This is a genomic window from Streptomyces sp. NPDC001927, assembly GCF_053594455.1.
Genome location: NZ_JBSFEN010000009.1, coordinates 111217 through 126436, shown reverse-complemented (window position 1 = coordinate 126436; position 15220 = coordinate 111217). Strand labels below are relative to the sequence as shown.

12 protein-coding genes are annotated in these 15220 nt (G+C 71.2%); 7 read left to right on the top strand and 5 right to left on the bottom strand.

Features of this window, described 5'->3' with window-relative positions; genetic code table 11:
- Positions 1-151: 151 nt before the first annotated feature.
- A complete protein-coding gene (locus ACWCO8_RS24635; protein ID WP_451034069.1) occupies positions 152-2410 on the bottom strand; it encodes a D-alanyl-D-alanine carboxypeptidase family protein in 2259 nt (752 codons plus the stop codon).
- Between the two features lie 162 nt (positions 2411-2572).
- Between ACWCO8_RS24635 and ACWCO8_RS24630 the strand changes: the two genes are divergently transcribed.
- The 3 genes from ACWCO8_RS24630 to ACWCO8_RS24620 all read left to right on the top strand — a co-directional run bounded on the left by ACWCO8_RS24630 (position 2573) and on the right by ACWCO8_RS24620 (position 4800).
- A complete protein-coding gene (locus ACWCO8_RS24630; protein WP_362013305.1) occupies positions 2573-3283 on the top strand; it encodes a GOLPH3/VPS74 family protein in 711 nt (236 codons plus the stop codon).
- A 202-nt stretch (positions 3284-3485) separates the two neighbouring features.
- On the top strand, positions 3486-4346 hold the full coding sequence (locus ACWCO8_RS24625; protein ID WP_362013063.1) for a helix-turn-helix domain-containing protein: 861 nt from the start codon (positions 3486-3488) through the stop codon (positions 4344-4346).
- 253 nt (positions 4347-4599) lie between these two features.
- Positions 4600-4800 carry a DUF397 domain-containing protein gene (locus ACWCO8_RS24620; protein ID WP_137988782.1) on the top strand — a complete coding sequence of 67 codons (201 nt, stop codon included), beginning with the start codon at positions 4600-4602 and terminating at the stop codon, positions 4798-4800.
- A 139-nt stretch (positions 4801-4939) separates the two neighbouring features.
- On the opposite strand, the gene ACWCO8_RS24615 is transcribed toward ACWCO8_RS24620, so the two are convergent.
- A complete protein-coding gene (locus ACWCO8_RS24615; RefSeq protein ID WP_451034068.1) occupies positions 4940-5797 on the bottom strand; it encodes a hypothetical protein in 858 nt (285 codons plus the stop codon).
- 82 nt (positions 5798-5879) lie between these two features.
- Here ACWCO8_RS24615 and ACWCO8_RS24610 point away from each other — a divergent pair, with 82 nt between their 5' ends.
- Both ACWCO8_RS24610 and ACWCO8_RS24605 read left to right on the top strand, forming a co-directional pair.
- Positions 5880-6662 carry an SDR family oxidoreductase gene (locus ACWCO8_RS24610; RefSeq protein ID WP_451034067.1) on the top strand — a complete coding sequence of 261 codons (783 nt, stop codon included), beginning with the start codon at positions 5880-5882 and terminating at the stop codon, positions 6660-6662.
- A gap of 209 nt (positions 6663-6871) precedes the next feature.
- Positions 6872-8425, top strand: a complete 1554-nt coding sequence (locus ACWCO8_RS24605) for a sodium:solute symporter family protein (RefSeq protein WP_451034066.1) — start codon at positions 6872-6874, stop codon at positions 8423-8425.
- 7 nt (positions 8426-8432) lie between these two features.
- Here ACWCO8_RS24605 and ACWCO8_RS24600 read toward each other — a convergent pair whose 3' ends face one another.
- Positions 8433-9551 carry an ADP-ribosylglycohydrolase family protein gene (locus tag ACWCO8_RS24600; protein WP_362013055.1) on the bottom strand — a complete coding sequence of 373 codons (1119 nt, stop codon included), beginning with the start codon at positions 9549-9551 and terminating at the stop codon, positions 8433-8435.
- 162 nt (positions 9552-9713) lie between these two features.
- Here ACWCO8_RS24600 and ACWCO8_RS24595 point away from each other — a divergent pair, with 162 nt between their 5' ends.
- Positions 9714-10802, top strand: a complete 1089-nt coding sequence (locus ACWCO8_RS24595; protein WP_451034065.1) for a tyrosine-protein phosphatase — start codon at positions 9714-9716, stop codon at positions 10800-10802.
- 57 nt (positions 10803-10859) lie between these two features.
- Here the strand turns inward: ACWCO8_RS24595 and ACWCO8_RS24590 are convergent, their stop codons facing one another.
- Positions 10860-13451 (bottom strand): bifunctional FO biosynthesis protein CofGH, encoded by a 2592-nt coding sequence (locus tag ACWCO8_RS24590; protein ID WP_451034064.1) that lies wholly within the window; start codon positions 13449-13451, stop codon positions 10860-10862.
- A 216-nt stretch (positions 13452-13667) separates the two neighbouring features.
- On the opposite strand from ACWCO8_RS24590, the gene ACWCO8_RS24585 reads away from it, so the two are divergent.
- Entirely contained in the window at positions 13668-14342 is a 675-nt protein-coding gene (locus ACWCO8_RS24585) for a hypothetical protein (protein WP_451034063.1), read from the top strand.
- Between the two features lie 4 nt (positions 14343-14346).
- Here the strand turns inward: ACWCO8_RS24585 and ACWCO8_RS24580 are convergent, their stop codons facing one another.
- Entirely contained in the window at positions 14347-15180 is an 834-nt protein-coding gene (locus tag ACWCO8_RS24580) for an LLM class F420-dependent oxidoreductase (RefSeq protein ID WP_451034062.1), read from the bottom strand.
- Positions 15181-15220: the final 40 nt, after the last annotated feature.

Genomic DNA, 15220 nt, shown 5'->3' with positions numbered 1-15220 from the left:
CGCTTCGGCGCGCCCTCCTCGGCGCGTTTCGGCTCGGCGGTGGTCACTCGCGTCCCTCTCCCGTACTGCTCCCGAACTGCCTTTCGCACATGTCTCGGCTCCGGCACGCTAACAGCAGGGCGCCCCGGGGAAACCGGGACGCCCTGACACGTCAGCCCAGACGGGTCAGCTTCTTGTCGAAGCCGGGCTCGACCAGGTCCGTCTGGAGGGAGACCGGCGAGCTGACCTTGCCGGCGCCGGTGCCGATCGACACCTGGCCGACGACGTCGCCCTTCTTGCCGGTGTGCGGGACGGGCTTGCCGCCGTCGGTCAGCTCCAGGTCGACCTTCAGGCCCGGCCAGCCGACGGCCTTGAGCTCCTTGTCCGCGACCACGGCGGTACGGCCGCCGAGACCGTCGTCGATGTAGCCGACGACCTGGCCCTTACGGATCACGGACGCCGAGGTCACGTCCTTCTGGGCCTGCTGGATCAGCTTGAGGCTGTAGTCGATCGACAGCTGGAGCTTCTCGTGCAGGACGGCCGCGTCCTTCGCGCCCATGACGACACCGAGGATCCGGCGCTCCTTGCCGTCGACGATCGTCTTCGCGGACCAGAGCAGGTTGCCGCCGGCCGGGGTCGACGAGCCGGTCTTGATCCCGGAGACACCGGGCTCGAGCAGGATGTTGTTGTTGTTCTCGATCCGGCCCGGGATGCCGTCGACGGTCAGGTTCGGCATGTCCACGATTCCGCGGAACACGTCGTACTGCATGACCGCCTTCGCCAGCTTCAGCTGGTCAAGCGGGGTGGAGACCGTGGTCGCGTTCAGACCGGACGGGTCCGTGTACGTCGACTGCGTCATCCCGAGGTCCTTGGCGGCCGCGTTCATCTTCTCGACGAACGCGGCCTCGGAACCGGCGTCCCAGCGGCCCAGGAGCCGCGCCACGTTGTTCGCGGACGGGATCATGAGGAGCTGGAGCAGCTCCTTCTCCGTGTACGTCTGGCCTTCCTTGACCGCCGCCGTCGACTCGAACTCGGCGCCCGCCTCGTCGGCGGCCTTCTTGTCGATCGTGATCTCGGGGCCGGTCTCCTTCCCCTTGATGGGGTGGTCGCGGAGGATCACGTACGCCGTCATCGTCTTCGCCACGCTCGCGAGCGGGGCCGGCTTCTGCGCCCCGTACGTGCCCAGCGAGCCGACGCCCTCGACCTCGGCGGCGCCCTGGCCCTCGGTGGGCCACGGCATCTGGAGCTCGCCGCCCTCGAAGGTGAAGGTGGGCGCGGCAGTGAGGGAGAGCGTGGCCGCCGGGAGCGGCCGCACGAACTGTACGACCGCAAAGACGATCAACAGAAGGACGACCAGCGGCGTCCAGATCCGCACCCGCCGCATGGTCGTGCGCATCGGCGTCGGCGCCGGGGGCGGCGTGTTGGTCAGCTCGGCGAGCAGGTCGAGCGGGGGCAGCGGCGGCATCGGCTGCTGCCTGGTCCGCTCGGCCTCGGTGAGCGAGGGCGGCGGCGGGGGTACGGGGGTGGCGGCGGCGGCCGCGGGGGCGGCGGCCGGGGTGGGCTCCGCCGGAGTCTGGGGCCGCAGCGGTACGAAGGTGCTCGGGCGCTCGGGCGCGGCAGCGGGCTCGGGCTCCGGGGTCGGCTTCGGCTCCGGCTTCGGGGTCGGCGGAAGCTTCAGCGCCGTCGTCGGCTGGTCCACGACCGGCGGACGGACCGCTTTGAAGACGGTGGTCGGCTGGTCGACCGGCTCGGCGGGCTCCGGCTCGGCGGGCTCGGCCTCGGGCTCGGGCTCAGCCTTGGCCTCGGGCTCGTCGTCGGTGTCGACCTCAGCCTCGGCCTCGGGCTCCTCCTGCGCCTCCTCCGTCGCCGCAGCGGGCTTCCGCGCGGCGAACCAGGAGTCGGCGTCGCCGGACGCCTCCTCGGCGGCCTCAGCGGCCTCCGGAGCCGCCTCGTCGGCCTCGGGCTCGTCCGCGGCCTCGGGCTCGTCCTCGACGGCCTCCGCGGCCTCGGCGGGCTCCGCGGCATCCGCGGGCTCGGAGCCCTCGGCAGGCTCCGCCTCGTCGCCGGACTCGCCGTCGGACTCGTCGCCGGAGGCGACCCACGCCGCCACGGCCTCCCGCAGGCGGTCACCCTCGCCCGCCGGCTCCGACACCGACTCCGTCTCCGGCTCCGGCTCCGGCTCCGTCACCGGCTCCTCGACACGCTCCTCCACCGGAGCGTCCACCCGCGCGTCGTCCTCCGACGTCCTCGGTGCGAGGGTCTTGAAGACGGCCGTCGGCTGGTCGACCTGAACCGGCGACGACGCGGGCTCGCGGAGTACCGACAGCCGGGGATCCCGGCCGCCGCCGCCCGGAGTCGTCTCCTTCGAGGACTCCTGCTGCTCCGCCTTGTCGGGGGACTCGCCCGCCACCGTGCCTCCTCCATGCGTCATGCCAACGTCCGAACCGTGTACCAGTGTCCTGTGTGAACCCCTTGGCCCCCGTGCTAGACGAGAACGACATACCTACTGGTTCCCGTACAGACCACCCAGGCGCTCTCGACAGATGAATGTGAGAGGGGTCACCCTGTGACTCATCCACGCGGGGAGGCATGGATGGGCAGGAGCCGCAGAACAATTCCGGAGGAGCTTCTGCTGCTCGCTCTGGACCCGGCCACGGGTACCACAGCGCAGCCGCAGTCGCTCGACCTCGGCCTGGCCGGAGCACAGCTAGTGGAGCTGGCTCTGGCAGGACGGATAGCCCCTGACGGGGATCGTATAGCCGTGGTGATGCCACGGCCGACCGGAGATCCGACACTGGACTCCGCACTGGAACTGCTGCGCCGACGCGGCAGCCCGGTTCGGGCCGTCCACTGGATCGGCGGGCCCCGACTGGGGCTGCGCCAGATCTACCTCGCTCATCTGGAGCGCTGCGGCATGGTCCATGCCGTGGAGGGCCAGATGTGCGGAGTGCTGCCGACGACTCGCTACCAGGCGACGGAGACAGCCATCAGCCGGGACATCAGGGCCCGGCTGGACAGTGCGATCCGCACCGGCGTACCGCCGGACCCGCGGACCGCGGCGCTCGCCGCGCTGGCCCACGCGGTCGGTCTCGGCAAGCACCTGTACCCGGGGAACGAAGGACGGTCGTCGCGGTCCCGGCTGCGCGATCTGATCCGGCACGACCCCATGGGCGGCCTCGTGGCGCATGCCGTGATGGACGTCCAGAACGGTGTGGCCGCTCAGCCGCGCCGGAGTGCTCCGAGCACGGGTGGCGTTCCCCAGCAGCCGCGTCGCGGCAGCATGGCGCGCGCCGCCGTGCACTGACACCGACCCGTTCCGGGAGCCGCAAGTCGTGTGTGGGGCGGTCGTCTCGACCGCCCCACACACGTGCTCCGACACGTGCGCCCGTACACACGCGCCCGCGCACGTTGTGGTCATTTCCCAGCGCACACCGCACCTTTGGTGGCAGTCTGCCAAGCAGTAGATACTCACAGCTACGCAGCAGACAGCCGGAGGTGCAGTTTCCGTGGCGTCCAACGTCAACCCCACCGTCAGGCGACGCCGTTTGGGCCAGGAGTTGCGCCGGCTCCGGGAGCAGAAGAACATGACGGCCGAGCAGGTCGCCGAGCGTCTTCTGGTGTCGCAGTCGAAGATCAGCCGCCTGGAGAACGGTCGCCGGTCGATCAGCCAGCGCGATGTCCGTGACCTCTGCGGGGTGTACGAGGTCGAGGACGAGCGCGTCGTCGAGTCGCTGATGCAAATGGCCAAGGACTCGCGCCAGCAGGGCTGGTGGCACGCCTTCGGCGACATCCCGTACAGCGTCTACATCGGCCTGGAGACGGACGCGGAGAGCCTGCGGGTGTACGAGCCGCAGATCATCCCCGGTCTGCTGCAGACCCATGGCTACGCGGAGGCCGTGATCAGCGGCGCGCTCCCGGAGTCGACGCCGACGGACATCGACAAGCGCGTCACCGTCCGCACCCGCCGCCAGGACCGGATCAAGGACGAGGAGCGTCCGCTGCGGCTCTGGGCGGTCATCGACGAGGGCGCGCTGCGCCGGGTCGTCGGCAACAAGCAGCTGATGATCCAGCAGTTGGAGCATCTGGTCGAGCAGTCGCACCTGCCGCACGTGACCGTGCAGGTGCTGCCGTTCGACATGGGCGCGCACCCGGGCATCAGCGGGCATTACGCGATTCTGGAATTCCCGGACACGTCCGACTCCAGCGTCGTCTACATCGAGGGCGTCACGAGCGACCTGTATCTGGAGAAGGCCCAGGACGTCGCCAAGTACAGCGTGATGTACGAGCACTTGCGGGCACAGGCGCTGAATGTCGAGCAGACCCGGGAGTTCATTTCGGACATCGCCAAGTCCTATGCGGCCGGCTGATCCCGCCCGCCGCTCGCGCGGAGCCCGCTGATCCCAATTTCCCGATTCGGGGCTGAATGCGGTCATTCGGCCGAGCCCCCGGGGAATGAGGACGGTACGGTACACCGCCGACTCGCTCCAATGGAAGCTCGCTTGGAATATGCCATCCGGTCGGGTGAACGCCGGCCCCACGCACCGGGACCGGCGAGTAGCGTCGATCACGCCAGCACGAAGGTTGGCGCGACACACCACTGGCAGAACCGGAGTGAAGAACATGGCCATTATTCAGGGCGCTACGGACACCTGGACGAAGTCCTCCTATTCCGGCGGCAACGGGGCTTGCGTCGAAGTCAAGTCGCCCGTCGTCGCGGCGATCGCGGTCCGGGACTCCAAGGCCCCCGAGGGTCCGTCCATCGCTTTCGGCTCGGCGTCGTGGAACGCCTTCGTCGGCGAAGTGAGCAACGGGGCTCTCTGAGCCCGGGGATGAGCACTGCGCAGCCCCGCACCGCACCACCGCGTGAGACAACGCAGTACGAGCAGTACGCAGAGTTCCAAAGGAAAGAGCCCTCTCGACCGGTCCGCCGTCCTGGCCGAGGGGGCTCGGCCTGTGTCCGTCAGCGGAGTTCGTCGACGTACCGGTCCGTCCCCGGCACCGTCGGGATGAACGGCGCCACCAGCTCCACCCGCCCCGCGCCCCCGCCGACCGTCTCCAGGTCGGCGAAGTGCTCCGGCCAGCAGGCGCGCGGGTCGCTCTCCAGGAACCACAGCAGGGTCAGCCGGGTGTCGACCCCCTCGACCTGCTTCACGTAGGTCATCCTGTCCCCCGGCAGCGGCGTCGGGCGGAAGACGGTGACCATCGCGGCCGGGGAGCCCGCGAGCCGCCTCGGCAGCTCACGCGCGACGAGGTCTTCGAGCAGCTCCGCCCGCGCCTCGGGCCCCTCCGCGTCGACGACCTGCAGGATCAGGCCCTGGTACGGGTGGTCGAGGGCGTGGAAGTCGCGCGGGCCGGCCGCCCCGTCGCGGTAGACGGTCGCCTCGTGGTCCTGGAAGGACGTGAAGACGTGCGTACGGTCGCGGTAGACGCGGGCGTCGCGGTTGAGGCGCTTGTTGATGCCGACGGTCCACTTCATGTGCTCGTCGTAGCGGCCCTCGGTGACCCAGTACGTGGAGAGGTAGCAGCCGGCCGTGACCGGCTGGGCGACCGCGGACTTCTCCGGGCCGCGCAGTTCCTGGAGCGCCCGGGTGGCGACCCAGCGGCGGCCCGCGTACATCCAGGGCATCGCCATCGCGCCCGCGTAGTAGTGGTCGTCCTCGTACCAGCGGTTGTAGGCGTACTCGTGGCCCGGGTGCGGCTCCACCATCGTGATCAGCGCGTGGCCCGGCCGCACCCCGTACGGTCCGACCGCCGCCAGCTCGGCGTACGTCTCCGCGTACGTCTCCGCTCCTGCCGCCGCGCGTGCCTCACTGTCCATGCCCGTACCCCTTCCCTTGTCCTCTGGGGGTCCCTACTCTGACGGGTCGTCAGATCGATCGCCAGAGTCGGGAGGCACCCGGATGCTGCTCCAGGGAAAGACCGTGATCGTGTCGGGGGTCGGCGCCGGGCTCGGCCACCGGGTCGCCGAGACCGTCGTACGGGACGGGGGCAACGCGGTCCTCGGCGCCCGCACCGAGGCCAACCTCGCCAAGTCGGCGGCCGAGATCGATCCGGAGGGCCGGCACACCGCGCTGCGCGCCACCGACATCACCGACGAGGCGCAGTGCGAGGCGCTGGCCACGCTCGCGGTGGAGCGGTTCGGCGGGATCGACGCGGTCGTCCATGTCGCCGCCTGGGACAGCTACTTCGGCGGGATCGAGGACGCCGACTTCGCCACCTGGCAGGGCGTGCTCGACGTCAACCTCCTCGGCACGCTGCGGATGACCCGGGCCTGCCTGCCGGCCCTGAAGGAGCGGGGGGGCTCGGTGGTCCTCATCGGTACGCAGTCGGCGGTGGCCGCGCCCTCGCAGGTCCAGCAGGCGGCGTACGCGGCCTCGAAGGGGGCGCTGACCTCGGCGATGTACTCGATGGCGCGCGAGCTCGGACCGCACCGGATCCGGGTCAACACCGTGCTGCCGGGCTGGATGTGGGGCCCGCCGGTCCAGGCGTACGTGACGTTCACGGCGCACACCGAGGGCGTGCCGGAGGACGAGGTGCTCGGGCGGCTCGCCGAGCGGATGGCGCTGCCGGAGCTGGCGACGGACGGGGACGTGGCGGAGGCGGCGGCCTTCCTCGCCTCCGACCGGGCGCGGGCGATCACGGGCCAGTCGCTGCTCGTCAACGCGGGTGAGCTGATGCGGTAGCGCCCGCTCGGTCCACAACGGCCGCACGGTACGCGAGGGCGTACCGTGCGGCCCTTTTTGACCCCATCTGCATTCAGGGATGTGAACACAGGTCAGCGAGAAGAACGATTTTACTTTCTCTTGACCCGCCCGCGCGTTGTCGTCGGCCCGCAACTCCCCACACCATGAACGGCGTTCACAAGGCGGACCGGACCCCTGGAGGGGGCTCAATGAACAGTCTCGACTGGGCCGTGCTCATCGGCTATTTCGGCGTCATGGTCGCGATCGGCGTCTGGTCCCACAAGCGCGTGGACAACGTCTCCGACTTCTTCACGGCCGGCGGCAAGATGCCGTGGTGGCTGTCGGGCATCTCGCACCACATGTCCGGCTACAGCGCGGTGATGTTCACCGGGTACGCGGGCATCGCGTTCACCTACGGCGTCACCTCGTACGTCACCTGGTCCTTCCCCATCGCGATCGGCATCGCGATCGGCGCGCACCTCTTCGCGCCCCGCCTCAACCGGCTCCGCTCACGGCTCCATGTGGCCTCCCCGCTGGAGTACCTGAAGAACCGGTACAACCTCCCCACGCAGCAGGCGCTGGCCTGGTCGGGTGTGCTCCTGAAGATCGTCGACGTGGGAGCCAAGTGGGCCGCGATCGCGACCCTGCTCTCCGTCTTCACCGGGATCTCCCTCAACCAGGGCATCCTCATCACCGGTGTCATCACCGGCATCTACTGCACGGTCGGCGGCCTGTGGGCCGACGCGCTCACCGAGCTCGGCCAGTTCATCATCCAGTTCTTCGCCGGGATCGCGATGCTGGTCGCCGTGCTCGCCAAGCTCGGCGGCGTCAGCGCGCTGTGGGAGGTGTGGGACCGGCCCGAGCTGCAGGGCCACACCGCGCCGACCGCGGGCCCGTACACGCTGACCTTCCTGCTCGCCTATCTCTTCATCAAGACCTTCGAGTACAGCGGCGGCATGTGGAACCAGGCCCAGCGCTACATGGCGACGCCCAACGCCCGTGAGGCGACCCGCTCAGGGCGGCTCTCGGCCGTCCTGTGGTTCGTCTGGCCGCTGGTCCTCTTCTTCCCGATGTGGGTGGCGCCGCTCCTGGTCGACCCGAAGAAGCCGGACGCGTCGGACAGTTACGCCCTGATGACCGAGCAGCTGCTGCCGCACGGCCTGCTCGGCCTGGTCATCGTCGGCTTCTTCTCGCACACGATGGCCATGTGCTCCTCCGACGCCAACGCCATCGCGGCCGTCTTCACCCGGGACATCGCCCCGGTCATGAGCAAGGCGGCGCGGCGCTGGACGCAGCAGGCCGGGCTGATCGCGGCGCGCTGGTCGACGATCGCGTTCCTCGCGCTGTCGATGGCGGTTGCCACCCAGGTCAACTCGCCCACCTTCAAGGACATCATCACCGTCGTCATCAAGTGGGTGGCCGGTCTGATGGGCCCGATCGCGATCCCGTTCATGCTGGGTCTGCTCAAGACCTTCCGGAAGTCCGGTCCCACGGCGGCGCTCGTCTCCTGGGCGGCGGGTCTCTTCGCCTTCTGGCTGACCAACTACGGCCTGGACGGCATCGAGCTCCAGATCCAGATCGTCTCGCCGCTCGCGACCTCGCTGATCCTCTACATCGTCATCGGCTTCGTCCGGCCCGAGGACACCCCGGAGCGCGACGCGATCCTCGCGAAGATCAACCAGGACCCGGACGGGGACGAGGACGGCGGCGCCGCCATCCCGCCCCAGGCCTCCGGCGAGCCCGCCGCACAGCCGCGGGCGTGACCCGGGCTCAGCCCCTCGGGTAGCGGGCGAGCCAGCCCGGGTGGGACTCGGCGGGGCTGTGCAGGGCGGCGCCCTGGGTCATCTCCATCGCGAAGTCGTCGGCGAGTTCGAGCACCGTGGAACGGCCCTCCAGTTCGGCCAGCCAGGCCGGCGGGAGGGCCGTTTCGCCGTGCAGGGCGCCGAGGAGGGCGCCCGTGACGGCGCCCGTCGCGGCCGACGGGCCGTCGTGGTTGACCGCGAGGCGCAGGCCGTGGCGGATGTCCTCGCCGACGAGCGCGCAGTACACGGCGGCGGCCAGCTGGCCCTCCGCGCGGTCCTCGTCGGCGCCGAGGTCGGTGACCCGGCCCGCGTTCGGCATCCCCTGGCGTACGGCCCCCAGGGCCCGCTGGAGGGCGTCGGTGACGGGCTGGTGGCCGGGGCGCGGGGCGAGCTGGGCCAGGGCCCGCTGGACCGAGCCGTCCACGCTCTCGCCGCGCGCGAGGCCGTGGACGACGACGGCGAGCGCGCCGGCCGCGAGGTAGGCGGCCGGGTCGCCGTGGGTCTGCGCGGCGCACTCGACGGCCAGCTGGCACACGAGTTGGGGCTCCCAGCCGACGAGCAGCCCGAAGGGCGCCGAGCGGACGAGCGCGCCGGAGTCGGTCGCGCCCGGGTTCTTGGGCTTGTCCAGGGTGCCCAGATGCTCGTCGCCGAGGCCGGTGAGGCAGGCGCGGGCGGGGTCGCGGCGGACGTAGAGCCACTCCTCGCGGGCGAGCCAGCCGTTGTCCTTGCGGCGCTCGTCGGGGCCCCAGTCGCGCTGGGTGGCCGCCCAGCGCAGATGGGCGCGGTGCACGTCGGTGGGCGGGTGCCAGGCGCCGGTGTCGCGGCGGACCTGGGCGCGGATCAGGCCGTCGACGGTGAAGAGGGTCATCTGGGTGGCCGCGGTGACGGCGCCTCGCCTGCCGTGGGCGGGGACGGGCTCGGTGAGTCCCTCCGGTCCGTGGGCGGCCCTGATCGCGTCCAGGGAGAGGTGCGCGACGCCGGCGCCGAAGGCGTCGCCCATGGCCCCGCCGAGGAGGCAGCCGCGGACGCGGGCCCGGAAGTCCTGCTGTTCGGTACGGCCCCACACGGCCGCAGCGCTCGTGGTCACGACGTGCCCTCCCCCGGAAGCCCTCGGCGCACAGGTCTCGCAGCACTGTAATCGACCGCGTTCGCACGTTCGCGAGGCAGAACGTTTTGCGATCGGATGCCTTTCTGTCCATCTTCGACCGCAGTTCACCGGATGTTTCGGCATGACTTGAACGATCCGCGCGTGACACGTTTCAAGACCTCCACGTACGCAGTCGTCGCCGCCGCGCTCGTCCTGGGCGTCACCGCCCCGGCCGCCGTCGCCCACGACTCCCGGCACACCCATGGCGGGCACTCCTCCCACCGGGAGCAGTCCTCCGTCCCCTTCACCTCCGCCACCGTCACCGAGAACGCCGACGGCAGCTTCACCATCGCCTGGTCCGCCCGGGGCACCCACGGTGTGAGGATCCGCACCGAGGGCCGCACGGTCGCCCGCGGCGGCGACACCGGCCAGGTCACCGTCAAGGGCCTGCGCGCGGTCGACCGCCGCTGGTTCGACCTGGTCCCCGACCGGGGCACCTCGCTGCGCCTGGCCGACCGTCTGATCAAGCTCCGGGGCACGGTCAACTTCCGTGACGCGGGCGGCTACCGCACCGCCGACGGCCACTGGGTCAAGATGGGCGAGATCTTCCGCTCCGACGCCCTCAACCAGCTCACCGCGGACGACCTGGCCAAGCTGCAGCGCCTGGGCATCCGGACCGTGTTCGACCTGCGCATGCAGAGCGAGCGCGACAAGGACCCGGACCGCGTCCCGGCCGGCGCCACGCACGTCGTCGCCGACGTCCTCGCGGGCACCGGCACGTTCACCTCCATGCCCAAGTCCCCGGCCGAGGCCGAGGCCATGATGGTCGAGGGCAACCGCTTCATGGTGAGCGGCGCCACGGCGAAGGCCGCGTACACCACGGTCTTCGAGGGCATCGCGGACGAGCGCCGGCACGGCGTCCTCTTCCACTGCACGGCCGGCAAGGACCGCACGGGCTGGAACAACGCGGCCCTCCTCACCGCCCTCGGGGTCCCCGAGGAGACGGTGATGGCCGACTACCTGGCCAGCAACACCTACCGGGCGGCCGCCAATGAGGCGATCCTCTCCCACCTCCCGCCGCAGCAGGCCGCGGTCTACAAGCCGCTGCTCGACGTACGCCCGGAGTACCTCAACGCGTCCTTCTCCGAGGTCGAGGAGGAGTACGGCTCGTTCCGCTCGTACCTGAAGCATGGCCTCGGCATCGACGCCCGTGAGCTGAAGGACCTCAAGCGGGAGCTCCTGGTCGGCTGACCCACCCCGCCGTGGTCAGGGCGACCGTCCTCGCCCTGACCGGCACGCCGGGCGCGCTCAGTCCCCCAGCACCGGCAGCAGCTCCGGCAGATGGCCGTCCGAGGCCGTCGCCGCCCGCTGCCGCTCCTCGGGCACCTCGCCGTAGAGCGTCGACCGCGGGCGCGACGGGCGACCCGCCGCCTCCGCGATGGAGACGAGGTCGCGGATCGAGCGGTACGAGCCGTAACTCGAGCCCGCCATGCGGGAGATGGTCTCCTCCATCAGCGTGCCGCCCAGGTCGTTGGCGCCCGAGCGGAGCATCTCGGCGGTGCCGTCCGCGCCCAGCTTCACCCAGCTGGTCTGGATGTTGGGGATGTGCGGGTGGAGCAGGAGGCGCGCCATGGCCGTGACCGCGCGGTTGTCGCGGACCGTCGGGCCGGGGCGGGCGATGCCCGCGAGGTAGACGGGGGCGTTGGTGTGGATGAAGGGGAGCGTCACGAACTCCGTGAAGCCGCCGGTCTCCTGCTGGATGGCCGCCAGCGTGCGGAAGTGGCCGAGCCAGTGCCGCGGCTGGTCCACGTGGCCGTACATCATCGTGGACGAGGAGCGGATGCCCAGTTCGTGGGCGGTCTTGATCACCTCGATCCAGGTGGCCGTCGGCAGCTTGCCCTTGGTGAGGACCCAGCGGACCTCGTCGTCGAGGATCTCGGCGGCCGTACCGGGGATCGAGTCGAGACCCGCCTCCTTCGCGGCCGTCAGCCACTCGCGGATCGACAGGCCGGTCCGCGTCGCGCCGTTCACCACCTCCATCGGCGAGAAGGCGTGGACGTGCATCCCCGGTACGCGCTCCTTCACCGCCCGCGCGATGTCGAAGTACGCCGTGCCCGGCAGGTCCGGGTGGATGCCGCCCTGCATGCACACCTCGACCGCGCCGACCTCCCAGGCCTGCTGGGCCCGGTCGGCGACCTGGTCGAGGGAGAGGGTGTACGCGTCGGCGTCCGTACGGCGCTGGGCGAAGGCGCAGAAACGGCAGCCGGTGTAGCAGACGTTGGTGAAGTTGATGTTCCGCGTGACGATGTACGTGACGTCGTCGCCGACCACCGACTTCCGTACGTCGTCGGCGATCCGGGTCAGCGCGTCGAGCGCGGGCCCGTCGGCGTGCAGCAGGGCGAGCGCCTCGTCGTCCGTGAGCCTCGTCGGGTCGTCCGCGGCCGTCGCGAGGGCGGCCCGTACGTCCGTGTCGATGCGCTGCGGGACCATGCCGGGGGCCGCCGCCTCGCGCAGCGCGCCCCAGTCGCCGTAGACCTCGTCGAAGTCCTCGCGGCGGTCGTGGGTGCGGCCGGTGGTGTCGATCGTACGGTGCAGATCCGTGCGGCCGGCCGCCGTGAACGCCTCGTCCGGCTCCTGCCAGGGCAGGCCACGGACGGTCGCCTCCGGATTGGCGAGGCCCGTCTCCGGGTCGGCGAGCGCGCGCACGTGCGGCAGCAGGCGCGGGTCGAGCCAGGGCTCGCCGCGGCCGACGAACTCCGGGTAGACGCAGAGGCGTTCGCGCAGCTCGAAGCCGGCCGTACGGGACTTCTCGGCGAGGGTGTCGATCTGCGGCCAGGGCCGCTCCGGGTTGACGTGGTCGATGGTGATCGGGGAGACCCCGCCCCAGTCGTCGATGCCGGCGCCGATGAGCCGGCCGTACTCCTCGTCGACGAGGTTCGGCGGGGCCTGGAGGCAGGCGGACGGCCCCATGATGTGCCGGGCGACGGCGATCGTGGCGATCAGGTCGTCGAGTTCGGCGTCGGGCATGCCGCGCATCGCCGTGTCCGGCTTGGCGCGGAAGTTCTGGATGATCAGTTCCTGTATGGAGTGGTAGGCGCGCGAGACGCGGCGCAGCGCGAAGAGGGACTCGGCCCGCTCCTCGTACGTCTCGCCGATCCCGATGAGCAGCCCGCTGGTGAAGGGGACGGACGAGCGTCCGGCGTCCTCCAGGACCCGCAGCCGGACGGCGGGCTCCTTGTCGGGCGAGCCGTAGTGCGGGCCGCCGGGCTCGGACCAGAGCCGGGTCGCGGTCGTCTCCAGCATCATGCCCATGGAGGGCGCGACGGGCTTGAGCCGCTGGAAGTCCGTCCAGGACAGGACGCCGGGGTTGAGGTGCGGGAGGAGGCCGGTCTCCTCGAGGATCCGGATCGCCATGGCCCGTACGTAGGCGAGGGTGTCGTCGTAGCCGTGCGCGTCGAGCCACTCGCGGGCCTCGGGCCAGCGGGCCTCGGGCTTGTCGCCGAGGGTGATGAGGGCTTCCTTGCAGCCCAGTTCGGCGCCGCGGCGGGCGATGTCGAGGACCTCGTCGGGGGACATGAACATCCCGTGGCCGGCGCGGCGCAGCTTGCCGGGGACGGTGACGAAGGTGCAGTAGTGACACGTGTCCCGGCAGAGCCGGGTGAGCGGGATGAACACGCTCTTGGAGTACGTGATGACCCCGGGCCGCCCGGCGGCCTCGAGCCCGGCGTCACGCACGCGCGCGGCGGATGCGGCGAGGTCGTCGAGGTCCGCGCCCCGCGCCTGCAGCAGCACGGCGGCCTCCCCGACATCGAGGGCCCCCCCGTCCCTGGCCCGCTTGAGGGCTCGGCGCATGGCGTTCTCGGTGGGGCGTTCCGCCTGCCCGGGCTGCTGATCCGTCATGGAGCGAGCATACGAGTGACCTCGTGCGGACAGGAGCCCTCCTCGACGACCGGCTCGCTTACCGCGTCGGCGACCGGTTCGGCGTCCAGATGGGTGGGGCCACATCGTCCCCCCTCTTTGGGCTCACGAAGTCAGCGGGAGTGAGTACCCGCACCCACTCCGTCTGAGTCGTCCCGCGCATACCCGGCCGCCCGTCGGGGCCCTACGGTCGTGATCATGACGAACGACGGGCTGATGGACGACGTGACCGAGGCGCCCTCGCCGCTGAAGAGCGCTGTGCGGTTCACCTTCTTCGTGGTGGTCGCGGCCGTCGCGCTGCCCGTGCTGCTCGTCGTGGGGCTCGTCGTCGCGTACGCCGTCGAGCGGGGGATCGACGAGGGGTACCCCGAAGTGGCCCCGGGCGTGATGGCCCAGCGGGCCGCCGTGCGGACGCAGGAGCTGTACGACGTCGCGGGGATCGGCGGCGCGCTGCCGCCGACCGGTTCGGGCGGGGACAACCGCGCGGCCGGGAACACGATCTCCGCCGAGGCCTGCTACCCCACCGGCCTGGAGTCCATCGCCGACGAGCCCGTGCAGGGCGCCTACCGGCTCGGACACAACTGGCGCATCGCCGGCGTCTCCGAGCAGGAGGGCCTGCCCGCGCTGCGCCGGCTCCGCGACCACGTCGAGAAGACAGGGTGGGACGTCACCGACTTCGGCGGGAGCGGCGACGAATGGGTCCTGCGGGCCCGCCGCGACGAGGACGACCCCGACTCCGAGCGGATCGTCGTCAGATGGTGGTCCCACTGGCAGACCCTCGACGGCTTCACGGCCATGTCCTGCGCCTTCGACCCCGCCGGCGCCAAGGGCGAGGACGCGGTCCGGCACCTTGAGCCGCCGACCCTCACCTGAACCCCTAGACGTACTGGGCGTACTCGTCCAGGACCCTCAGGACCTCGTCCTCACCCCCCGGTGGCAGCTGCAGCACGACCTCCTCGCAGCCGAGCTCCGCGTAGTGCGCGAGCTTGCCCGGGTTCGGCAGGACCCCGTACGGGACGACCTGGAGGGACTTCGGGTCGCGGCCCGCGGCCTCCCAGGCCTCCTGGAGCACCGGCATCGACTGCGTCAGGCCGCGCCCGCCGATCGGCATCCAGCCGTCGCCGTACTCGGTGATGTGCCCGAAGAGCTTCGGGCCGGCCGCCCCGCCCAGCAGGACCCGCGGGGCGCCTCCGGCCGGCTTCGGGTACGCGTACGACGCGCGTACCGAGACGCCGAACTCGCCTTCGTAAGCGGTCGGTTCAGCGGCCCACAGCGCCCGCATCACCCGCATCCGCTCCCGGCTCAGCTCGCGCCGCGTCGCCCACTCCACGCCGTGGTCGGCGGCCTCCTCCTTGTTCCAGCCGAAGCCGACGCCGAGGGTGAAGCGGCCGCCCGAGAGGTGGTCGAGGGTGGCGACCTGTTTGGCCAGGGCGATCGGGTCGTGCTCGGTGACCAGCGTGACGCCGGTGCCGAGGAGGAGCCGCTCGGTGACCGCGGAGGCCTGGCCGAGGGCGACGAAGGGGTCGAGCGTACGGCCGTACTCCGGGGGCAGTTCGTCGCCCGCCGCCGGATAGGGGGTGGTCCGCTCCGTCGGGATGTGGGTGTGTTCCGGGAGGTAGAGGCCGGCGAAGCCGCGCTGCTCCAGCTCGCGCGCGAGCCGCACGGGCGTGATGGTCTCGTCGGTCAGGAAGATCGTGGTCGAGATCCGCATAGCGGCACGGTAGGGGGTCGGGCGGGGATTTCCGAGAGGT